Origin of the sequence: Avibacterium paragallinarum, from assembly GCF_900450705.1 — a bacterium.
GTDB classification, from domain to species: Bacteria; Pseudomonadota; Gammaproteobacteria; order Enterobacterales; family Pasteurellaceae; genus Avibacterium; species Avibacterium paragallinarum.
Genome location: NZ_UGHK01000002.1, coordinates 208,590 through 229,027, shown reverse-complemented (window position 1 = coordinate 229,027; position 20,438 = coordinate 208,590). Strand labels below are relative to the sequence as shown.

The 20,438-nt window shown below is 41.0% G+C and carries 23 protein-coding genes; 15 read left to right on the top strand and 8 right to left on the bottom strand.

What is annotated here, in order from left to right; all coding sequences use genetic code 11:
• Positions 1–11 precede the first annotated feature (11 nt).
• Positions 12–473, top strand: coding sequence for a phosphohistidine phosphatase SixA (gene sixA / locus DXZ23_RS05590; RefSeq protein ID WP_026138554.1), 462 nt, complete (start codon positions 12–14; stop codon positions 471–473).
• A 143-nt stretch (positions 474–616) separates the two neighbouring features.
• Here sixA and DXZ23_RS05585 read toward each other — a convergent pair whose 3' ends face one another.
• Together DXZ23_RS05585 and DXZ23_RS05580 are read right to left on the bottom strand one after the other, a co-directional pair.
• On the bottom strand, positions 617–838 hold the full coding sequence (locus DXZ23_RS05585) for a hypothetical protein (protein WP_017806508.1): 222 nt from the start codon (positions 836–838) through the stop codon (positions 617–619).
• A gap of 228 nt (positions 839–1,066) precedes the next feature.
• Positions 1,067–2,278, bottom strand: a complete 1,212-nt coding sequence (locus DXZ23_RS05580; RefSeq protein WP_017806509.1) for an aromatic amino acid transport family protein — start codon at positions 2,276–2,278, stop codon at positions 1,067–1,069.
• 222 nt (positions 2,279–2,500) lie between these two features.
• Here DXZ23_RS05580 and ribH point away from each other — a divergent pair, with 222 nt between their 5' ends.
• From ribH to DXZ23_RS05530, 9 genes are all read left to right on the top strand, one after another.
• Positions 2,501–2,974, top strand: a complete 474-nt coding sequence (gene ribH, locus DXZ23_RS05575) for a 6,7-dimethyl-8-ribityllumazine synthase (protein ID WP_017806510.1) — start codon at positions 2,501–2,503, stop codon at positions 2,972–2,974.
• Positions 2,975–2,991: 17 nt separating this feature from the next.
• The gene (nusB, locus tag DXZ23_RS05570; protein WP_370445005.1) at positions 2,992–3,420 is read left to right on the top strand and encodes a transcription antitermination factor NusB; all 429 of its coding nucleotides are present in this window, start codon (positions 2,992–2,994) and stop codon (positions 3,418–3,420) included.
• Between the two features lie 26 nt (positions 3,421–3,446).
• Positions 3,447–4,481, top strand: a complete 1,035-nt coding sequence (thiL, locus tag DXZ23_RS05565; RefSeq protein ID WP_017806512.1) for a thiamine-phosphate kinase — start codon at positions 3,447–3,449, stop codon at positions 4,479–4,481.
• Positions 4,482–4,486: 5 nt separating this feature from the next.
• Complete coding sequence (locus DXZ23_RS05560; protein ID WP_017806513.1) at positions 4,487–4,987, top strand: phosphatidylglycerophosphatase A family protein; 501 nt, start codon at positions 4,487–4,489, stop codon at positions 4,985–4,987.
• A gap of 11 nt (positions 4,988–4,998) precedes the next feature.
• Positions 4,999–5,634, top strand: coding sequence for a LysE family transporter (locus DXZ23_RS05555; protein WP_017806514.1), 636 nt, complete (start codon positions 4,999–5,001; stop codon positions 5,632–5,634).
• Between the two features lie 14 nt (positions 5,635–5,648).
• Entirely contained in the window at positions 5,649–6,461 is an 813-nt protein-coding gene (dapB, locus tag DXZ23_RS05550) for a 4-hydroxy-tetrahydrodipicolinate reductase (RefSeq protein ID WP_103846582.1), read from the top strand.
• Positions 6,462–7,452: 991 nt separating this feature from the next.
• Positions 7,453–7,701 carry a class I ribonucleotide reductase maintenance protein YfaE gene (yfaE, locus tag DXZ23_RS05540; RefSeq protein ID WP_017806518.1) on the top strand — a complete coding sequence of 83 codons (249 nt, stop codon included), beginning with the start codon at positions 7,453–7,455 and terminating at the stop codon, positions 7,699–7,701.
• Positions 7,702–7,800: 99 nt separating this feature from the next.
• Entirely contained in the window at positions 7,801–9,108 is a 1,308-nt protein-coding gene (locus DXZ23_RS05535; RefSeq protein WP_017806519.1) for a type II toxin-antitoxin system HipA family toxin, read from the top strand.
• The gene (locus DXZ23_RS05530) at positions 9,108–9,434 is read left to right on the top strand and encodes a helix-turn-helix transcriptional regulator (protein WP_017806520.1); all 327 of its coding nucleotides are present in this window, start codon (positions 9,108–9,110) and stop codon (positions 9,432–9,434) included. Before DXZ23_RS05535 ends, DXZ23_RS05530 begins: the two co-directional genes overlap by 1 nt.
• A gap of 40 nt (positions 9,435–9,474) precedes the next feature.
• Here DXZ23_RS05530 and nrdB read toward each other — a convergent pair whose 3' ends face one another.
• From nrdB to DXZ23_RS05510, 4 genes are all read right to left on the bottom strand, one after another.
• Entirely contained in the window at positions 9,475–10,605 is a 1,131-nt protein-coding gene (gene nrdB / locus DXZ23_RS05525; protein WP_017806521.1) for a class Ia ribonucleoside-diphosphate reductase subunit beta, read from the bottom strand.
• Between the two features lie 161 nt (positions 10,606–10,766).
• Positions 10,767–11,189, bottom strand: a complete 423-nt coding sequence (locus DXZ23_RS05520; RefSeq protein WP_017806522.1) for a Z-ring associated ZapG family protein — start codon at positions 11,187–11,189, stop codon at positions 10,767–10,769.
• Positions 11,190–11,277: 88 nt separating this feature from the next.
• Entirely contained in the window at positions 11,278–13,047 is a 1,770-nt protein-coding gene (gene ycaO, locus DXZ23_RS05515; RefSeq protein WP_017806523.1) for a 30S ribosomal protein S12 methylthiotransferase accessory factor YcaO, read from the bottom strand.
• 106 nt (positions 13,048–13,153) lie between these two features.
• Positions 13,154–13,885, bottom strand: coding sequence for a class I SAM-dependent methyltransferase (locus DXZ23_RS05510; protein ID WP_017806524.1), 732 nt, complete (start codon positions 13,883–13,885; stop codon positions 13,154–13,156).
• 17 nt (positions 13,886–13,902) lie between these two features.
• Here DXZ23_RS05510 and gloB point away from each other — a divergent pair, with 17 nt between their 5' ends.
• Positions 13,903–14,604: a hydroxyacylglutathione hydrolase gene (gene gloB / locus DXZ23_RS05505; RefSeq protein WP_017806525.1), complete on the top strand. Its 702-nt coding sequence runs from the start codon at positions 13,903–13,905 to the stop codon at positions 14,602–14,604.
• Between the two features lie 147 nt (positions 14,605–14,751).
• A complete protein-coding gene (gene hemA / locus DXZ23_RS05500; RefSeq protein ID WP_017806526.1) occupies positions 14,752–16,056 on the top strand; it encodes a glutamyl-tRNA reductase in 1,305 nt (434 codons plus the stop codon).
• A gap of 42 nt (positions 16,057–16,098) precedes the next feature.
• Here the strand turns inward: hemA and DXZ23_RS05495 are convergent, their stop codons facing one another.
• Positions 16,099–16,617: a PepSY domain-containing protein gene (locus DXZ23_RS05495; RefSeq protein WP_017806527.1), complete on the bottom strand. Its 519-nt coding sequence runs from the start codon at positions 16,615–16,617 to the stop codon at positions 16,099–16,101.
• 138 nt (positions 16,618–16,755) lie between these two features.
• On the opposite strand from DXZ23_RS05495, the gene DXZ23_RS15680 reads away from it, so the two are divergent.
• The 3 genes from DXZ23_RS15680 (at position 16,756) to DXZ23_RS15670 (ending at position 18,860) form a co-directional block, all read left to right on the top strand.
• Positions 16,756–17,328, top strand: coding sequence for a TonB-dependent receptor plug domain-containing protein (locus DXZ23_RS15680; protein WP_017806528.1), 573 nt, complete (start codon positions 16,756–16,758; stop codon positions 17,326–17,328).
• Positions 17,329–17,443: 115 nt separating this feature from the next.
• Positions 17,444–18,097 (top strand): TonB-dependent receptor domain-containing protein, encoded by a 654-nt coding sequence (locus DXZ23_RS15675; RefSeq protein WP_017806529.1) that lies wholly within the window; start codon positions 17,444–17,446, stop codon positions 18,095–18,097.
• Positions 18,069–18,860 (top strand): TonB-dependent receptor domain-containing protein, encoded by a 792-nt coding sequence (locus DXZ23_RS15670; protein WP_017806530.1) that lies wholly within the window; start codon positions 18,069–18,071, stop codon positions 18,858–18,860. The genes DXZ23_RS15675 and DXZ23_RS15670 overlap by 29 nt, the downstream gene beginning before the upstream one ends.
• Before the next feature lie 79 nt (positions 18,861–18,939).
• On the opposite strand, the gene DXZ23_RS05485 is transcribed toward DXZ23_RS15670, so the two are convergent.
• Positions 18,940–20,424, bottom strand: a complete 1,485-nt coding sequence (locus DXZ23_RS05485) for a leucyl aminopeptidase (protein WP_021724338.1) — start codon at positions 20,422–20,424, stop codon at positions 18,940–18,942.
• Between the last annotated feature and the right edge of the window lie 14 nt (positions 20,425–20,438).

Sequence of the window (20,438 nt, the reverse complement as noted above, 5' to 3'; positions counted from 1 at the left end):
AGAGTAGTCATATGAAAATTTTTGTAATGCGGCACGGTGAGGCTAAATCAATGGCTTCTTCAGATAAATTGAGACAATTGACTGAAAAAGGTAAATTGCAATCTTATCAACAGGGGCAATGGTTGCAATCATTTTGCAGTGAGTTAGATAAAGTGCTAGTAAGTCCTTATATTAGGGCTCAAGAAACCTTTGAGCAAATTGATCTTGCTTATAAAAATCAATTAAATAGCAAATTTGAAACTTGGTCTGGAATTACGCCTTATGGTGATGCGAGCGTGGTGAAAGATTATCTTGACGTACTTTCTCAAGAGGGAGTTAAACATATTCTTATTATTTCTCATTTACCTCTTGTTGGTGATATTGTTCGTGAATTATGTGGTAAAAATACGGCTAATTTCTATCCTGCAACCATAGTAGAGATTGAATATAATGTTGCTCATTGCGGTATAGTGAAACAAATTCAATTACCTTAAGGATAAGGTTAATTAGGATAGGTCATTAAATATAAAGATTAGAAAAAGCTAAGTTTCATTGGACTGAACTTAGCTTTTGTACTACTTTAAATCACTAAACCTTATGAAAGTTAGTAATCATTTAAATTAGTTAAAAATGACTATTACTCTACAGTATAAGGAATATTAGTAATTCCTGATTCAGCTAAGGCTGCAATAACATCAGCAACTTCCACAGTATCTGTAAATTCAGCAGTGACTTCTGCGGAATCTTCACCTTTTATTTTCGTTTCTTCTGCAGATAGAGCACCGATAGTTAAAAGCTCAGACACAAGATCGTGAGCAAAAGTTCTAGAGGTTGTAAATGTCATTTTGATTTTATTCATATTTTTTCCTTATATAAATCCTATAGGTTATAAAATTTAGAGAGAGTTTGCTAAATTATAGCGAACTGATTGTAACATTATTTTGTAAAAATAATATGAAAGAACATATCACTAATAGATGTTATTTGCTGTTTGAGGAGAAATTTAGAGATTAGATAGGTATTCAATATATTTGGTAGGAGGTCAATATTCTTGATAGGAGGCAAAAGTTTGCCTCCTCATTTTTGTTTAACCAATTACATTGGGTAGATAGCCTGCTTTAATTAAAAATGGCACGTTCATAATCAATACGCCTAATAATAAAGCGATGAGCAAGCTGAGGTTGCCGCCAAGAACACGGTAAGGCAGGTTTGGATAGATTTTTCTTGCACGCCAAGCCATACCCACTGGCAACACTAAGCCGTAGAAGGTGAACATTTGCCCCGCATAGCCTAGTGCCGCGATAAAGCCGTCAGGGTAGAAAAGGGCGAAGGCGAGAGGCGGTAAAAAGGTTAATAAGCCTAGTTGAATGCGGTTGGCTTTGATATTGATGCGTTTTAGCAGATCATCTAAGCAGTCAAATAAAGACAACGCTACGCCAAGGAATGAGGTTACCAATGCTAGTGTGGAGAATGTCCGCACCGCACCGCTAATTATTGAGCTGCCAGTCGCTTGGTATGTGGCATTAATTAAGCCGTTCAAGGTTGGATCGGTGTTAATAATGGTAACAAATTCCGATTGCGGGAAAACGCCGTGGGTGGCGAGTTGCCATAAAATATAGGCGACCAATGGGATCGCTGTCCCGCCAATAATGGTGATGCGTAAGCGTTTAATATCGCCATCTAAGTATTTGTTAATGCTCGGAATAATCACGTGGAAGCCAAATGAGGTGAAGAACACGGGGCTGGCTGACACAATTAAGAAATCTTTCAGTGGCATTGCGAGCAGATTATCGCTGCTGACCAATGGCAACATCATTCCCAGCACAAGCACAAACGCGATCAGTTTGATGATGAAAAGCAGGCGAGTTAAGCCATCGACGGCCCCTGTGCTGATAACGATAAATACGCCTAGCACAACCGTAAAGAGAACGATAGAAACGGAGGTCGCATTGTCGCCTAAAAACGGCAATAGCCCTGCTAATAATGAGCCGCCGCCCGTAACATAAGCGGACAAAATGGCATACATAAACACAACCAAAGAGAGGGTAGCAAGAACGCGACCCGTTAGCCCGAAATATTGCTCGGCAAGGGTGGCGATCCCAGCGTCTTTGCGTTCGGCTTTTTGGTAAACTTCAACGAAAAGTAACGCACTGTAAGAAAGTAAAATCCACAGAATGAATAACAGGGCTAAGGTGTAGCTGAAGCCCATTTCTGCGGAAGTGAGGGGCATTGCGAGCATTCCCGCCCCAATGGTTGTTCCCGCAACCAACAAGGCACTGCCAAAGGTTTTATTTTGCATTGTTTCTTCCTATGTGATGAGTGAAATAAAAGTGCGGTAAATTTTACCGCACTTTTTTGCAGTTGTAATTATATTTTTACATAGTGTTTTTATTTGTTTACAAAAATGGGCGGGTTTGCAAAATGAGATCACTTGGTAGGCGATAAAAGCGGATTACTAAGGCTATTTTTTATGATAAAATCCCCCGCCAATTTATTAAGAGAAAAGAGAATAGGATTTTTTATGAAAGTATTAGAAGGCGTAATTGCGGCTCCAGAAGCCAAAGTGGCAGTTGTTATTGCTCGTTTTAACAGTTTTATTAATGAAAGTTTGCTTGAAGGGGCGTTAGATGCCTTGAAACGTGCTGGGCAAGTGAAAGAGGAAAATATCACCCTCGTGCGTGCACCAGGGGCGTATGAATTACCATTGGTGGCTCGCCGTTTAGCGGAAAGTAAAAAATATGACGCGATTGTGGCACTCGGCACGGTGATTCGTGGCGGCACAGCCCATTTTGAATATGTGGCAGGGGAAGCCAGTAGCGGTTTAGGTCAAGTGGCAATGCAGGCAGAAATCCCAGTGGCATTTGGTGTACTGACTACCGAAAACATCGAGCAAGCCATTGAACGTGCAGGCACAAAAGCGGGCAATAAAGGGGCAGAAGCCGCGTTGGTTGCTCTCGAAATGATTAACCTATTAGCCCAAATTGATAATGCGTAATAATGGCTGAGCAAATGATGAACGATAAAGTAAAGAAACCTAGCCCACGGCGTCGTGCAAGAGAATGTGCGGTGCAAGCCTTGTATTCTTGGCATCTTTCGCAAAACCCTATTGACGAAGTGGAACTCGCTTTTGTTAGCGAGCAGGATATGAATGGCGTAGATATGCCTTATTTCCGCAAATTGCTACGTCAAACGGCGGAAAATATTGATGCCGTAGAAGCCAGCGTTGCCCCGTATTTGGATCGTAGCCTTGAAGAATTAGACCCGATCGAGCGTGCGATTTTACGCTTAGCCGTGTATGAATTGCGTTTTGAGCTTGATGTGCCTTACAAAGTGGTAATCAACGAAGCCATTGAAGTGGCGAAAGTGTTCGGGGCTGACGATAGCCATCGCTATGTGAACGGCGTGCTAGACAAAGTTGCACCCGCGTTGTCGCGTAAATAATTCAGGTTTTTCAAGGAAGGAAAGCAATGAGCAGTGGTGAATTTGATCTGATTAAGCGGTATTTCACTGCCTCAAAGCGTCCTTCTCGCCGAGATGTGATTTTGGCGATTGGCGATGATTGTGCGATTACTGAACATCGACAAAATCAGCGGATCGCCATCACCACCGATACAATGGTAGAAAATACCCATTTTCTGCCCTCTATTTCTCCCGCTGATTTGGCTTACAAAGCCGCCGCGACAAACCTTAGCGATCTTGCTGCAATGGGGGCTGAACCCGCGTGGTTTTCCCTTGCCCTCACCTTGCCACATATTGATCACCAATGGCTGAGTGCCTTTAGCCAAAGCCTTTTTGAGGTGATGGATCATTACAATGTGGAGCTTATCGGCGGCGACACCACCAAAGGGGCGTTGCACGTGATTAGCATTACCGCTCAGGGGATCATTCCCAAAGGCAAAGCCTTGTGCCGCCACAGTGCAAATGTAGGGGATTGGATTTACGTTTCGGGATCATTAGGCGACAGTGCGGCGGGCTTGGCATTTTTACTCGGAACGGCTCAGCCTGTACTTGCTTCAGAGGCGAAAAGTGCGGTACAAAATGAACGCGATTTTTTCCGCGATTATCTCATTCAACGCCACCTTCGCCCAACGCCACGCGTGTTGCTCGGGCTAGAATTAGCGGTGTTCTCCCTTGCTAGTGCTGCTATTGACATTTCAGACGGTTTGATCGCCGATCTCGGGCATATTTTGCAACGCAGTGAATGCAGTGCGGTGATTTATTTGGATAAATTGCCGCTTTCTGAGGCATTGGTAAAGACCTTTGGCTTACCGCAGGCAGAGCAATTTGCTCTTACGGGCGGAGAGGATTACGAACTTTGCTTCACCGTGCCAGATCGCCAACGTGAGAAATTAGATCAGCATTTAAAGCACATTGGCGTCAATTATACTTGTATCGGGCAGATCCGTGCTTGGCGACCTTCAGCGAAAAAACGCATTATTTTTCAACGTGATGGGCAAGAGGTGGAAATCGCCTACACTTCAGGATTTGATCATTTTAAATAAAGATTATGCAAGAAAAAACGCAAACTCGAGATCCCCGTCATCGCCTTCGTTTAACTAACCCTGTTCATTTGCTTGCTGTCGGGCTAGGCTCAGGCTTACTTCGCCCCGCACCGGGAACGTGGGGCAGCCTTGCTGCCACCTTGCTTGGCGGATTGCTATTGCAAGGTATTTCGCAAAATCTATTCCTTTTTTTGACCGCACTTTGTTTTATCGCAGGTTGCTGGATTTGCCAGAAAACCGCTGAGGATATGGGCGTGCACGATCACGGAGCAATCGTGTGGGACGAATTCGTCGGCATTTTTATGGTGCTAAGCGTACTGCCTGAAGTGAATTGGCTGTGGTGTAGCTTGGGCTTTGTGATTTTCCGTGTTTTTGATATTTTGAAGCCTTACCCGATCCGCTATTTTGATCGTAAATTGGAAAGCGGATTTGGCATTATGATTGATGATGTGCTTGCCGCGATTTATAGCATTATCGTCATCAAAGGCATTGTGTATTTATTTTAAGGATTTCGCCAATGTGGACAGTGTTATTAGTGAATCTTGCGGGTTTATTAAGCCCAGGACCCGATTTTTTCTATGTCAGCCGTAAAGCGGTGAGCGATACCCATCGCAATGCCGTAGCGGGGGCATTTGGCATCGCACTGGGCATTTTATTTTGGTCGGCTGTGGTGATTTTTGGGTTGGCAATGCTAAATCGCACAAACCATCTCGCCCAGTATATTATTATGTGTCTAGGGGGAAGTTATCTGGCTTACAGTGGCATCAAAATGTTACGCGTAACCCAAAATGCACAGCTTACCGACCCGAGTAAACATAAAGAGAAGCCCACCTCCATTTTTCGCGAAATAATGAAAGGCTTGCTCATTAACCTAAGTAATGGAAAAGCTATCGTATTTTTCAGCAGCGTGTTGTCAGGACTTATGGCGAATATCTCTGGAAATACCGAAATTGTATTGGTTATCGTGCTATTAGCATTAGAAACCTTTCTTTATTTCACCTTGATTGCGTTTTTCTTTTCCCGCAAAATGGTGCGGGAGTTTTACAACCGCTATAATCGCTACATTGATAATTTAGCAGGGATTGTTTTCGTCTTTTTTGGTGGAGAACTCATTTATTCGGGGCTATCCACAATGATTTATCCTACAGTATAACAGGAGCGTGGAATATGACATTAAAAATTGCCGTTGTCGGTGCAGGTGGCAGAATGGGACGCCAACTTATTCAAGCCGTGCATAACGCAGAGGGTGTTGAATTAGGAGCCGCCTTTGAGCGTAAAGGCTCATCATTGGTGGGGGCTGACGCTGGGGAATTAGCGGGCATCGGACAACTTGGCATCATCGTTTCAGATGATTTAAACGAAGAAAAAGATCGTTTTGACTTAATCATTGATTTTACCCGCCCAGAAGGCACATTGGCTCACCTTGATTTTTGTGTACAACATCAGAAAAAAATGGTGATCGGCACAACGGGCTTTGATGACGCAGGCAAAGCTGCGATTGACAATGCCGCAGAAAACATCGCGATCGTTTTTGCCTCAAATTACAGTGTTGGCGTAAATTTAGTATTCAAATTATTAGAAAAAGCTGCCAAAGTGATGGGCGATTATTGCGATATTGAAATTATCGAAGCACATCACCGCCACAAAGTGGATGCACCATCAGGCACAGCTTTATCAATGGGCGAGCATATTGCCAAAACCTTAGGACGTGATTTAAAAACTCACGGCGTATTCTGCCGCGAAGGCATCACAGGTGAACGCAAACGCGATGAAATCGGCTTTTCTACCATTCGAGCCAGTGATGTGATAGGCGAACATAGCGTCTGGTTCGCCGATATTGGTGAACGGGTCGAAATCGCTCACAAAGCCTCAAGCCGAATGACCTTCGCAAATGGTGCAGTGCGTGCCGCAAAATGGCTAGGCGAAAAAGAAAAAGGCTTATTTGATATGACGGACGTGTTGAGTTTGAATGAACTTTAAGGTTTGTTGAATTAAAAGTGCGGTGGGATTTTTCTAATTTTTAAAATTCTGTGGAAAATGACCGCACTTTATTGATTGCTTTTTTCTTTGGGATTGATAACCTGTTTCGCTCGTTGAGCGACCTACTTTCTTTTGCTTGCTCAAAAGAAAGTAGGCAAAGAAAAAAGCACCCCGACTAAATTGCTGATCTTCATTTTGAACAAATTTTCTTCACGAAAAGTAAGCCTGATGTTCGCTATGCTCTCGCTCGGCGTTACTTTTCTAAAAATTTGTTCAAAATGAAGATCAGCAATTTACACGGGGAAAGAAGCTCTCTGCTAATGCTCGTTTTTATTTAAAATCGATATAGCAAAAGCAGAAAATTTGTTTTTATATTATTTTTAATAAATGTTCTTAACAAAAAGTAAGTCTGATGTTCGCTAAGCTCTCGCTCGGCATTACTTTTCTAAAAATTTGTTAGAAATGAAGGCAATTTACACGGGGAGTTAATCTTTTCACTTATTAAGATTTTTTCAAAATTTATATAAAAAAGAGGAAGTTTGTTTTATTTTTCTATTTTATAAGGTGCAAAGAAATGGTGATGCTTTTACACAATCTGAAAAGCTTAAAAATTTCCACCACACTTTAACATTTAATCTGGCATTCCCCGTCCAAACCCGCCCGAATGGAAATAAAATTTTTAGAAAAGTAACGCCTGAACGCAGCGTAGCGAGTATGGGCTTACTTTTCGTTAAGAAAATTTTGTTGGAATGAGGAAAAAGCGGTTTGATCGGGGTTCCCTTTTCTTTGCTTCCTTTCTTTTGGGAATGCAAAAGAAAGGAAGTCGCTCAACGAGCGAAATACATTATTACTTGCAAAGAAAAACGAAATTTAGCCAGAAAAATTTTTCTCTTACTTCCCATTAAGAACGCAAAAGAAAGTAAGTTTCTCGACAAGCAAAATTCGTTATTTACAAAAAAATGTTATTTTTATATTTCACTTTTATAAAAAAATGAAAATTACCCTATTAAAACAAAAAATCACCCTTGAACACTATAACGAAATGCCGTTACTCCAAAAATTAGAAATCAACGGTATTTATCCTGAATATCAATGCCGTTCTGGCTATTGCGGTGCTTGTCGCACAAAAATAAAGAGTGGTAAAGTCAGCTATACCGAACCGCCACTTGCTTTTATGAATGAAAACGAAGTGCTACTTTGCTGCTGCCAAGTGGAAAGTGATTTAGAGCTGGAGTTATAAGTGCGGTGTTTTGTCTGATTTATTTGCTAAATTGCTTTTGATTGGTATATCATTCAAATAATAACTGTTTAACTAAAATTTGTTTGATATATCACGCAAATGGAAAAATTAACACTTCAGACTTATATTGATCAAGAATGGCGGGATATAGCTGAGCTTCATTTTGAAGAGGAAACCTATCAACTATCCAATCTTGTTTATTTTCCCGATTATATTACGCAGTATTTCGGGCAAGAAGGCTCTCGTGCAGTTTCAATTAATTATCCTGTCCATATTTTTATTGAAAATCGAAAAGCATTGTGGTCTTGCATTGGTGACATTGCCCCAGCTGGAGCAAGTCGTCGTTATTGGATTGAAAGTTTAGATATTAAGCATTTACCTGAATCTGAACAAAATTACCGATTATTGAAATATGGTGCGATTTCACCAGTGGGAAATTTACGTATAAAGGAAGCGACGCCTCAAAAAACAGAAGTACGTTATTTTGATATTGAAAAAGTCAAAGATCGCCAAAGTGATTTTCTTGAATATGCTAACCAAAGCGGTGCTATGGTGGGCGGTGCAACAGGTGCTGGCGGTGAAGCACCTAAACTATTATTAAAACGTCATAATGGTAAAGTTTGGATTGATAATCTGCAAGATGGAAAAGATCAAGATATTAGTTATTTAGTAAAATATCCTCGTGGACGTTATTCACCCATTGATTGTGATATTTTGCGTGCGGAATTTCATTATTATCAAGAAGTAGCTGAATTAGGTTTTGATACTATCGATATTCACCATATGTGCCTTGAAGAAGGCGAGCGTTATCCATCGCTTTGGTTGCCACGTTTCGATATTACAAAGAAAGAGGGAAAATACAACCGTTTGGCTTTAGAGTCTGTTTATTCAATGTTACAAAAACAAGGTGGAACATTAGAACACGAAGCGACAATTCGTCAATTAATAAAAATAATTTCTGCTTCAAATTTAGAATTTGATCAGCAACATTTTGTCCTTGAGTGGGTTAAACGAGATTTACTGAATATTGCCTTTGGGAATAGTGATAATCACGGTAGAAATATGGCTTTTTTGCGAGATGAACAAAAAATCTGGCTTGCACCAATTTATGATTTTGCACCAATGCGTGCTGATCCTGAGGGGATTATCCGTTCAACAACGTGGAATCGAAAAGGGAGTTTGCCACAAGAATTTGCAGGTGAATATCGATTTGATTTAATTGCGGAATCATTGTCTGACCTTATTGAACCGAGTTTGTTGCTTACAGAACTACAACAACTCGCAATAAGGTTAGTGGATTTAAAATCACGTTTAACACAACGCGGTGTGCCACAAGCTATTTTAGATCATCCCTCCATTGGATTTGATTATTTGCCAGAAAAACTAAAAGCATGGGGGCTTGTGTAATGATAACAAGAAAAAATGTGTCTAAAGTTGGTGCAACGATTTCTACAACTGAGCGTAATAATGTTAGAAATAGAATTATCAAAGCGTTGTTATTAGGTAAAATGACGCAAGGGCAGGCCCTGCGTAAATTACGCATAGAAATGCTTGGCGTTAATCAGCAACAATATATGAAGATGGTTAAGGTTTCACGTCAAACCCTTTCTAATATAGAAAATGACAAAGGAAATTACAGCGTTGAAACCATAAATCAAGTATTCAAACCCTTTGGATTTGAGTTGGGATTAGTGCCTATTTCTAAAGAGTTACTCACTGAAATTATGCAATAAAAAGGGGCTACCAGATTAGCCCCTGATTTTAGGAAAATTCTTACAGATCAAAATCACCAAAATCATTGGTATCCACTTTGGCATCAATTTGTCCAACGAGGTAAGAACTCACTTCCACTTCTTGCGGGGCAACTTGTACATTATCAGACACCAGCCACGCGTTGATCCAAGGAATTGGGTTTGAGCGGGCTTCAAATGGCAATGGTAAGCCCACTGCTTGCATACGGATATTGGTGATGTATTCTACATATTGCACCAAAATATCGCGGTTTAAGCCGATCATTGAACCGTCTTTGAACAGGTAATCTGCCCATTCTTTTTCTTGTTCTGCAGCAGCGAGGAATAAATCATAAGCCTCTTGTTTGCATTCTTCGGCAATTTCTGCCATTTCAGGGTCATCTTGTCCAGCTGCCATAATGTTGAGAATGTGCTGTGTTCCCGTTAAGTGTAGTGCTTCATCACGGGCGATAAATTTGATGATTTTGGCGTTGCCTTCCATTAATTTCCGTTCCGCAAAGGCGAAAGAGCAGGCGAAAGACACATAGAAACGAATGGCTTCTAAGGCGTTTACGCTCATTAAGCAGAGGTAAAGTTGTTTTTTCAAATTGCGTAGCGTTACCACACATTCTTTACCGTCCACTTGGTAAGTGCCTTCGCCATATAAGCCATAAAGTTGGCTATCGCGGATTAAATCGTCGTAATAGGCAGAAATATCTTTCGCCCGTTTAATGATTTCTTCGTTGGTAACAATGTCATCAAAAACGATAGAAGGATCATTGACGATATTGCGGATAATGTGGGTGTATGAACGGCTGTGAATGGTTTCGGAGAATGTCCAAGTTTCAATCCAAGTTTCTAATTCTGGAATGGAAACGAGGGGAAGCAATGCCACATTTGGGCTGCGTCCTTGAATAGAGTCCAACAGGGTTTGATATTTTAAGTTACTGATAAAAATATGTTTTTCGTGTTCAGGTAGTGCAGCATAGTCAATGCGATCTTGCGACACGTCCACTTCTTCGGGACGCCAGAAGAAAGAAAGTTGTTTTTCAATCAGTTTTTCAAAGGTTTCATATTTTTGTTGATCGTAACGGGCGACGTTCACATTTTGTCCAAAGAACATTGGCTCTTTGAGTTGATCGTTTTTGGTTTGTGAGAAAGTGGTATATGCCATAGTCAGTCCTTAAATGTTGTAATTGAGAATTACTCTTATTCTACATGAAAATACAAGATAAGTTTAATTGATTTTATTATATAGATAAAAACAATCAGCAAGAAAAACGGTGAATTATGTTAAAACTCACCGTTATTCATTGGTTAGCTGCTTAGCAAAAATTATTTTTCTGCTTTTAAGATGCCTGATGATCCTTCAGAATAATCTCTTGGAGGGTTTTCTTCTGAATTGTTTTCAGCAACGGTCTTATCTTGTTCTGCTTTTTTCTCTTCTAATTGATTTTCAAACAGAATTTTATTCTCTAGCTGAGGAAGTAATTCCGCTGAAGAATTGGCTAAATGCTGATAAAGTTTCTGGTAATCCTGTGCAAGGGTTTTGAGTAATTCAGCACTTTCTGAAAAGTGTTTTTCCAGATTTTGCTTTTGCTGATCAAGTTCAGATTTGACTTTTTTTAACTCAGTTTCTGTTTGCAGTTGTTTTTTTACTGAGCCTTTAGTAAGACGCAATAATAAGTAACCGAGAATCAAACCAACGACTAAGCCAACTAAGGCTGATTGCCACATTTCAGGTGTCCAATTTTGCATAAAAACTCCTTATTGTTAGTAATAAAAAACGCTAATATCCTAGCATTAAATAAGCATAATTTCTTTGGGGCAGATCACAAAATAGGGTTTAATTCTCTGCTTTCCAATAGTCTGTTTTGGCTTTTTGCAATTTATGATAGGCGCTGAGTAATTTTTGATGTGCGTGGAATTGTTGTAAATGCTCATCATCAGCCAATAAATCATAGAACGGATTACCGCCTTGAATAGCATTCCAAGCAAATTCCACCGTACTTTTGCCATACATTTTCTCAAATACAGCACGATATTGAGCGGGATCGCGGTTTTCATCAAGGAATAATTCTAGGCTGTTTACTAAACAGCGGTAATAATTCGCACGCTCTGGGGTAAACACTGATTGATTCATATTTAGCGTCCAGTTTGCCCAATCTAAGGCATTTTCTAAATCTTGTGTGGCAAGATAGAGCATGGCTTTGAGTTCACCAATACGCAAGGTTGTCCAGCCCGATTTTGGTGGTGGCACGATACCAATAAATTCGCGTACACGAGTGGCATCATCAATGCCTTGTTCGTCAAGCTCATCAAGCAATTCTTGATAAGTGTCTTGATCGTGATGGAAATGGGGTAAATCAAGCAAAATTTCACGCCAATCCATTCCCATATTGTTATTGGCGTAAATTAAATCGTCCGCAGGGTAAATATCCGACATTCCCGGCATGATAATGCGACAAGCATACACGCCGAGATGCTGATAATCCATAATATAGACTTCTTGATTGAGCATTTGAAAAATTGCCATCAGATTTTGATATTCTTGCTCCGTTGTGCCAGAAAAATCCCAGTCCACAAAAGGATAATCGCTCTCTTGTTTGAATAAATCCCAAGAAATCAAACCGCTTGAATCAATGAAATGTGTTTCCAAATTGGCGTGTTCCGCTACATCATCATTATTGAAAGAAGGCGGTGTAAACACATCAAGATCTTTCAGACTGCGGCCTTGTAGTAATTCGGTTACTGTGCGTTCCAATGCCACGCCAAAATTAGGGTGCGCGCCGAAAGAGGCAAAACAAGAGCCATTTTGTGGATTGAGCAACACCACACAGATTACAGGATATTTTCCCCCTAAGGACGCATCGTAAGCGAGAATTGGAAAGCCTTCTTGTTCAAGGGTGACAATGGCTTCTTGCACCGCAGGGTAGCGATCCATTACGTCTTGCGGAATAAGCGGCAAGCTGATGGCATCTGCAATAATTTTATTTTTGACATAACGCTCAAACACTTCTGAAAGCCCTTGCACACGCGCTTCAAACAAGCTGTTGCCAGCGGACATTCCATTGGAAACATAAAGATTAGCGATAATGCTTTGTGGAATATACACCGTTTGGTTATCCGATTGACGCACATAAGGCATTGCCACAATGCCACGTTCTGCATTGCCTGATTGGAGATCGATCAATAAATCCGGCGTCAATTCACCATTGGGATCATAATAAGCCAATAAATGGTCATCTAAAATGCCTTCGGGCAGCTCGGTTTCATCTTCAATTTCAAACCATTTTTCATTGGGATAATGCACAAAAGGTGCATTGGCAAGATCTTGCCCAAGGTAATAATCGGCAAAGAAATAGTTCGTGGAAAGGCGTTCAAAATATTCTCCTAAGGCAGAAGCCAGTGCGGCTTTTTTGCTTGCCCCTTTACCGTTAGTGAAGCATTGCGGGCAATCTTTATCACGAATATGCACAGACCAAACATTCGGCACGGGATTGAGCCACGAGGCTTCTTCAATATCAAAGCCAAGTGCGGTCAATTTTTGCTGAAATTTTGCAATGCTGTCTTCAAGGGCGGCATCTTTGCCGGGAATAAAGGTTTGTTCTGTCATTTCATATTCTCCAATGGGGAAATACCACTTGTTTTGAGCCGTGCATAATAGGCAAGTTTCGTCTATTCAGCAAGGGGAAATCGTGTTAAAAAGCAAAACCAGTTTGTTATTTCAATGGTGTGTCTTTGATGAGCCTTTCCGCTTTGGCGGCTTGGCGAAAAGCCGTAGCAGGATTGAGAACAGGGGCAAAGGGCGATGTTTGGGGATTTAAGGTCATTGGCAACGTGCGTTTTTGTGCCACAATGATCATCATTTCGCCAAAATAATGGGGTTTCCCTTGTAAGGATAAACATTGCTGATCGAGCAGATCGAAATTGAGCAGGCTCAGCCAATCCACAATCCGACTGGCAAAATAAGGTTTAAACGGTAATTTATTTGTGCCAAAAGGCAAATGTTGTTTAAGGAAAAATAGGCTAAGTGGGTTAAATAAGGAAAGAAATAAGATCCCTTCTTGGTTGAGTGTTCGGGTAACTTCGCGTAACACTTGGTGCGGATCAGCGGTGAAATGTAAGCCGTGTGTGAGTAAGCAGGCGGAGAAACATTCATCGACAAAAGGCAGTGCAGTGGCCCGTGCTTGTATTAAATCAATGTGTGGACATTGTGAAAGTGCGGTCAAATTTTGCGGAATTTTTTCGCTGACAATAATTTGGTGATCGCAAGGGTAATAAGCTATCTCACCACTTAACGAACCCAATTTTAAACAATAATCCCCAGCCTGTCGTGCAAAGTGCTTTGTTAAATATTGCCCAATTAGGCTACAATAACGCTCACCTTGTGGCAGTTGTTGCCAACTTAGCGGAGCGTCCATTTTAGGATTGCCGAGAATATTCCACTTCATTTTCAATAAGGATCAATATGTTAGTTCCCATTCCAGCCCTTGATGATAACTATATTTGGCTGTATGCACGAGAAAATTTACCTGTAATTGTGATCGACATCTCAGAAAGCGAACCTTTATTAACCTATTTGCAACAGCACCAGCTTGAAGTGGAAGCAGTGTTGCTTACCCATAAGCATCAAGATCACGTTGGTGGCTTGGCAGAATTTAAACAGCATTATCCTAATGTTCCTGTGTTTGGCCCACAAGAAACCGCAGAATTAGGTGCAACGCAAATTATTAATGAAGGGGAAATTCACACCAAGCATTATCAAATCCAAGTGCTACCCTCGGGCGGACACACGGAAAATCACGTGAGTTTTGTGGTGGACGGCCATTTATTTTGTGGTGATACCTTATTTTCAGGCGGTTGCGGACGCGTGTTTACGGGGGATTACGCCCAAATGTTTGATTCGCTCCAAAGGCTCAAAGCCTTGCCTGATAGCACCATTGTTTGCCCTGCACACGAATATACCTTAAGCAATTTAAAGTTTGCTGAGAAAGTGTTAGGCTTGTCTGACTTTCTAACCGATTATACGAGAAAAATTGCAACATTACGCCAACAGAATCAACCGAGTTTGCCCACTACCTTAGCATTAGAAAAACGGATTAATCCTTTTTTACAGGCGGAAAATTTAACCCAATTTACCCAATGGCGAAAATTGAAAGATCAGGGTTAAATTAAACAAAAGTTTTGCTTTTTCCTAGGAAAGGGCAATCCGATTTGCTCAAGGGGAAATAATTGCTTAGAATGAGCAAGTTTTTATTTTCTTTCTTTTTATTTTGTGGGGGCTTGACCGAAAGTGCGGTCAAATTTCAATTAATTTATGACAATTCTTGTTTTAGGCATTAACCATAAAACCGCTTCTGTGGCATTGCGTGAAAAAGTGGCGTTTTCTGATGAAAAGCGTCAGCAGGCATTGCAACAAATTGAGCAATCTGCTTTGGCAGACAGTGCGGTGATTTTGTCCACCTGCAACCGCACCGAAGTGTATTTTCATAATAAAGCCATTTCTCCACAAGATGATGCCCAATGGCAACGCCAATGTATTGACTGGCTGAGCGAAATTCATCACATCGACAAAGAAGAACTCAACCACAGCCTTTATGTCAAACAAAATCAGTTCGCTACGCAACATTTAATGCGTGTCGCGTGTGGATTGGATTCCCTTGTATTGGGTGAGCCACAAATTTTAGGGCAAGTGAAGCAAGCCTATCAGCTAAGTGAAGATTATTATCAGCAACATCAAGGCACGATTTCTGGCCAGCTTTCTCGCTTATTCCAAAAAACCTTTTCTACGGCGAAACGGGTGCGAACAGAAACCCGTATTGGTGAAAATGCGATCTCTGTGGCTTATACGGCTTGTACTTTGGCTCGCCAAATTTTTGATAGCCTACGCCAGCTTAATATTTTGTTAGTTGGGGCTGGAGAAACCATTGAATTGGTAGCACGTCATTTATTACGCCACGGCGTGAAAAGTTTAACCATTGCCAACCGAACCCTTGCTCGTGCTGAACAGTTAGTGGAAAAGCTGGGATCGGCACAGAAAATTCGTGTGATAGGGCTAAATGAGATTCAAGAGGGCTTAAATCAAGCGGATATTGTGATCAGCTCAACAGGCAGCCCAAACACCTTAATCAGCCAAGCAATGGTGCAGCAAGCACAGAAAAAGCGTTGCTATAATCCAATGCTAATTGTTGATATTGCCGTACCGCGTGATGTAGAAGAAAGTGCAGGCGAAGTGGAAAGTGTTTATCATTACACCGTTGATGATTTGCAAAATATCATTCAGCGTAATCTCACCCAGCGGGAACAGGCTTCCGCTGAAGCAGAACAAATTATTGAGGAAGAAAATCAGGCCTTTTTTGAATGGCTTAAAATTCACCAGTTTTCCGATTTAATTCGCCGTTATCGCGAAGAGGCGGAACAAACCCGCCAAGAAATGCTTGAAAAAGCCTTGAGTGCCTTACAGCAAGGGGAAAGTGCGGAGCAAATTTTGCAAGAATTAAGCTACAAATTAATGAACAAGTTGATCCACACCCCAACTCAAGCTATGCAAGCTATGATGAAGTTGGGGAATGCTCAAGGATTACAAGCTTTTTCTAAAGAAATTCAATCAGAAGAAAAATAAGGTGAAAAATCGCCTTATTTTGTACCGCACTTTCATTTTTCTTTAATCTGTCAAAATGACAATAGCCGCCATTATTGCACCAGCCAAAATAAAATAGAGACTGCGTTTTAGCATTTTTCTTGAGCCAGGAATGAGCCATAGGGAACTAACGCAAAAGAAAAACAGTACCACGCCAAATAGCGTGCTTAACCACGAATATTTGTATTGTGAATTTGCCAAATGTAAGCGGTTAAGTTCGGCTAACCAAGTGGGATATTCCATTGAATAATATTTTGCTTCACCAGTTTTGAGGTGATATTCACCTTGCTCAAAATACATCACATCATTTTTTTCATCGATAATCGTTAAATTTTTAATCCGTAACTTTTGTTTTAGCTGCTCCGTATTTAATTGCGGGGCAATGGTTTTTTCAATATAAACTGAGTGTTTGAAGATCGTGGTATCTCGATAGATGAGGACAATGCCAGTAAAAGCATAAATAGCCATAATAACAAGAAGTAGAAATCCGAAATAGCGATGCAAAATTCGCATCCATTTTGCTGTTGTTTTATTCATTTTCATATTGCTTAGCTTAAAAATGGGGCAATTATATAGAAACTTTTTATTTATTAAAATGAAAATAATTATTGTTTGTTGAATTAATAATAATTATCAATAGAATAGATGGCTGTTGTTTAATAGATAAGGAGTTCTAATTTTATGAAACTAGCTTGCCCTCTAAATTTTCCTTTAAAAACGACCGCACTTTTAGTTATAAGTATTTGTTCTAGCAAGGTGTTATATGCGGAGGAAATTTCTTCATCAACAGAGTATATGGCAGTGTTACCAACGATTGATGTTGTTACCACACAGGAAACAGCCAACACAAAAGGCTATGTGGGGTATGAGGAAGCACAGGCAACACGCAATCTTCTTACGATCAAAGAAATGCCACAAACGATTGATGTGATTAATATTCAGAAAAACAAAAATTACGGTACTAATGATTTAAGCTCTATTTTAGAAGGGAATGCTGGCGTTGATGCCACTTATGATATGCGTGGCGAGAATATTTATTTACGTGGTTTTCAGGCTGACGCGAATGATATTTATCGTGATGGTATTCGTGAGAGCGGGCAAGTTCGCCGTAGCACCGCGAATATTGAACGGGTCGAGATTTTAAAAGGTCCATCATCGATTTTATATGGACGCAGTAACGGTGGTGGCGTGATTAATATAGTGAGTAAATTCGCTAATTTTAAAACTAGCAGAAATATATGGTTCTTGGAATAATCGTAGTTTTAACTTAGATGTAAACCAAAAAATTAACGAAAATGTTGCCGTTCGTTTAACTAGTGAGCTTTCTGCGGCAGAGGCTTATCGCTATGGGGTTAGAAATAAAGGGAGAATGTTTTCGCCAAGCATTAGCCTACAAAGTGATGATGGGCGACTACAATGGATTGGGCAATATACCTACGATTATCAATGGCGTATTCCAGATCGCAATCCAGCTAAATCTGTTTATGATGAAATGGGAATAGGCTATCGAAATAGTTTTTTCCGTGATGGAGACTATGTCGATGATAAATTGCAAGTTTGGCGTTCGGATCTCAAATATTTTATTAATGATCAGTGGTTGGTAAATTGGCAGCTGGCTTATCGTCAAGCAGATCAGGATTTTGATCATTATTTTGCAGGAACTTATTCTGCAACGGATAAAACGTTAAAGCAAAGCTATGCGTGGCAAAAAACACGGAATAAAACGTTCACCAATAATATTACCTTTAATGGTGAATTTGACACAGCTAGTCTTAAACATAAAGTCACCATTGGGCTGGATTATAGTCAGGAAGAACGCCACCCTATTTTGGCTGTTTTGCGTAATCAAGAAATTGATCCTTTTCTCAGCCGACATCAATGGCCAGCTCGTCAGCACCCAAATGCGACGGTAAATAATCGCCATAAAGTGTATAGTACAGGTATTTTTGTACAGGATTTAATTTCATTAACCGATAACGTAAAAGTGCTATTAGGTGGGCGTTACGATTTTTTATCGTTTTAACTCCACAAATATTAAGCAAGAACGTCGTGATACAAAAGGGCATTCTTTTAGCCCAAATGTGGGGGTTGTGTGGGAAGTTACACCAGAACATACGCTTTACGCCTCCTTTAACCGTAGTTTCTCACCTTATGGAGGGCGTGGCTATTTAGGGATTAGCACCGATCAAAAAGACGTGTTTAATGCCTCACCCGAATATAATCAACAATATGAAGTGGGCATTAAGAGCGATTGGTTTGACAAAACCTTAAGTACCACCTTATCTGCTTATCAATTGGAACGCCGTAATATTCGTTATCGTCCTAATAAAGATATTCTTGATGTTTGGGCGGTGCGTGGAAAAGATCAATCCAAAGGTGTGGAATTAAGCCTATTAGGGCAGCTCGCACCGAAATGGTATATCCGTTCTTCAGTAGGCTGGATGGTCGCAAAAATTAAGGAGGATAAACAAAATCCGCAAAATAACAACCGCACTTTAAATAATACGGGAAATTTCACGAGTAACCTGTTTGTGCGTTATGTGCCAACAGAAAAACTCTATTTAGAAACAGGAGTAACCCATTTAGGAAAATGTTATTATTTCAATAACAATAAACAAACCATTCTGCCAAGTTTTACGCGTGTTGATGCGATGGTGGGGTATAATCTTAATCCTGTTAATATCACCTTTGCGGTATCAAATTTATTTAATAAAACTTATTGGCGTTCTGATTCAATGCCCGGTAATCCGCGTTCATTTAATTTGCGTTTGACGTATATGTTCTAAATTTGGTTAAGCTATTTTTATTAAAGGTCTAGTTTTAAGCTAGACCTTTGATAGTGATATAAATTCTTTATTATCGAGATTATTTGACTTGATTGAGTAAGAATTGGGTGAGGAGGTTTACAGGTCGTCCTGTTGCGCCTTTGTTTGCCCCTTGAAGCCAAGCCGTGCCAGCGATGTCTAGGTGTGCCCAAGTGTAGTTTTTGGTGAAGTTGGATAAAAATTCACCTGCAGTAATCGCACCGCCCCAGCGTCCGCCGATGTTAGCGAGATCGGCAAATGGCGATTTTAATTGCTCTTGGTACTCTTCGCTTAATGGCAAACGCCACGCTTTATCAGCACTTTGCTCGGCGGCGGATAATAATTGGTTGGCTAAGGCATCATTTGGCGACATTAGCCCGCTGTTATGTTGCCCTAGTGCCACCACGCACGCCCCTGTGAGGGTGGCTACATCGATCACTAATGCGGGGTCAAAACGTTCCACATAGGTGAGGGTGTCGCACAGCACCAAACGGCCTTCCGCATCGGTGTTCAGCACTTCAACGGTTAAGCCTGACATTGTGGTGAGAATATCACCTGGACGGTAAGCATTGCCGTCAGGCAAGTTTTCGCAGCCCACGAGTACGCCGATCACATTTAATGGCAATTCCAATTCAGCTAAGGCATTCATTACGCCGTAAACGGAAGCTGCTCCGCCCATATCGTATTTCATTTCGTCCATACTGTCGGCTGGTTTTAGGGAAATGCCGCCTGCGTCAAAGGTTAAGCCCTTACCCACAAGCACAATTGGTTTCGCATTTGGGGCTGGGTGATTGCGGTATTCCATAATGGAAAGTTGAGCTTCATTGTGGCTACCTTGCGAAACAGCGAGATAAGCGTTCATTCCCAATTCTGCCATTTCTTTTTCGCCGATGATGGTGGTGCGTAAGTGCGGTGATTTTTGTGCGAGTTTTTTCGCTTGCTCTGCTAAATAGGCAGGGTTGCACACATTCGGTGGATAGTTTGCTACATCTTTAGCGAGGCGAACCCCTAATGCTACCGCTTGCCCTTGTTTTACGGCATTTTCGGCTTGGGTTTGCTGATCGTCATTCACGACAAAAACCACTTCTTGCAGTGCGGTTGTGCTGTCTGCTTTTTTGCTTTTGAATTGATCGAATTGGTAAAGGCTTTCTTCTAGGCTTTCAATAGCAAAACGCACATTCCAATACAGATCGCGATCGGCAAGGGTTACTTCAGTTAAGAAGCTATGCACTTGTTCGGCATTGGTGGCTTTGACGGCTTGAAAGGCGGTTTTGATCAGCTGTTTATATTGGCGAGCGGTTAATTCTCCTTGCTTTCCACAGCCCACGACAAAAAGACGTGCGAAATTGGCATTTGGCAAACGCAAGGTGATTACTTCACCTTGCTTGCCCTTCATATCGCCTGAAGCGATCAGTTGGCTAATTGCCCCGTTGCTTAATTGATCCAGCGTTTGTGCGGTGGGGGAGAGTTTACCTTCTTCAAAAACGCCGACGATCCCATTTCCTGTTCCCGCAGAAAGTGCGGTGCTTTTTACAGTATATTTCATTTGTTCCTCACTAA

Bases quoted from the DNA above. Each gene is read 5' to 3' on its own strand.
- sixA (WP_026138554.1), top strand. From the start codon at position 12: ATGAAAATTTTTGTAATGCGGCACGGTGAGGCTAAATCAATGGCTTCT.
- DXZ23_RS05585 (WP_017806508.1), bottom strand. From the start codon at position 838: ATGAATAAAATCAAAATGACATTTACAACCTCTAGAACTTTTGCTCAC.
- DXZ23_RS05580 (WP_017806509.1), bottom strand. From the start codon at position 2,278: ATGCAAAATAAAACCTTTGGCAGTGCCTTGTTGGTTGCGGGAACAACC.
- ribH (WP_017806510.1), top strand. From the start codon at position 2,501: ATGAAAGTATTAGAAGGCGTAATTGCGGCTCCAGAAGCCAAAGTGGCA.
- nusB (WP_370445005.1), top strand. From the start codon at position 2,992: ATGAACGATAAAGTAAAGAAACCTAGCCCACGGCGTCGTGCAAGAGAA.
- thiL (WP_017806512.1), top strand. From the start codon at position 3,447: ATGAGCAGTGGTGAATTTGATCTGATTAAGCGGTATTTCACTGCCTCA.
- DXZ23_RS05560 (WP_017806513.1), top strand. From the start codon at position 4,487: ATGCAAGAAAAAACGCAAACTCGAGATCCCCGTCATCGCCTTCGTTTA.
- DXZ23_RS05555 (WP_017806514.1), top strand. From the start codon at position 4,999: ATGTGGACAGTGTTATTAGTGAATCTTGCGGGTTTATTAAGCCCAGGA.
- dapB (WP_103846582.1), top strand. From the start codon at position 5,649: ATGACATTAAAAATTGCCGTTGTCGGTGCAGGTGGCAGAATGGGACGC.
- yfaE (WP_017806518.1), top strand. From the start codon at position 7,453: ATGAAAATTACCCTATTAAAACAAAAAATCACCCTTGAACACTATAAC.
- DXZ23_RS05535 (WP_017806519.1), top strand. From the start codon at position 7,801: ATGGAAAAATTAACACTTCAGACTTATATTGATCAAGAATGGCGGGAT.
- DXZ23_RS05530 (WP_017806520.1), top strand. From the start codon at position 9,108: ATGATAACAAGAAAAAATGTGTCTAAAGTTGGTGCAACGATTTCTACA.
- nrdB (WP_017806521.1), bottom strand. From the start codon at position 10,605: ATGGCATATACCACTTTCTCACAAACCAAAAACGATCAACTCAAAGAG.
- DXZ23_RS05520 (WP_017806522.1), bottom strand. From the start codon at position 11,189: ATGCAAAATTGGACACCTGAAATGTGGCAATCAGCCTTAGTTGGCTTA.
- ycaO (WP_017806523.1), bottom strand. From the start codon at position 13,047: ATGACAGAACAAACCTTTATTCCCGGCAAAGATGCCGCCCTTGAAGAC.
- DXZ23_RS05510 (WP_017806524.1), bottom strand. From the start codon at position 13,885: ATGAAGTGGAATATTCTCGGCAATCCTAAAATGGACGCTCCGCTAAGT.
- gloB (WP_017806525.1), top strand. From the start codon at position 13,903: ATGTTAGTTCCCATTCCAGCCCTTGATGATAACTATATTTGGCTGTAT.
- hemA (WP_017806526.1), top strand. From the start codon at position 14,752: ATGACAATTCTTGTTTTAGGCATTAACCATAAAACCGCTTCTGTGGCA.
- DXZ23_RS05495 (WP_017806527.1), bottom strand. From the start codon at position 16,617: ATGAAAATGAATAAAACAACAGCAAAATGGATGCGAATTTTGCATCGC.
- DXZ23_RS15680 (WP_017806528.1), top strand. From the start codon at position 16,756: ATGAAACTAGCTTGCCCTCTAAATTTTCCTTTAAAAACGACCGCACTT.
- DXZ23_RS15675 (WP_017806529.1), top strand. From the start codon at position 17,444: ATGTTTTCGCCAAGCATTAGCCTACAAAGTGATGATGGGCGACTACAA.
- DXZ23_RS05485 (WP_021724338.1), bottom strand. From the start codon at position 20,424: ATGAAATATACTGTAAAAAGCACCGCACTTTCTGCGGGAACAGGAAAT.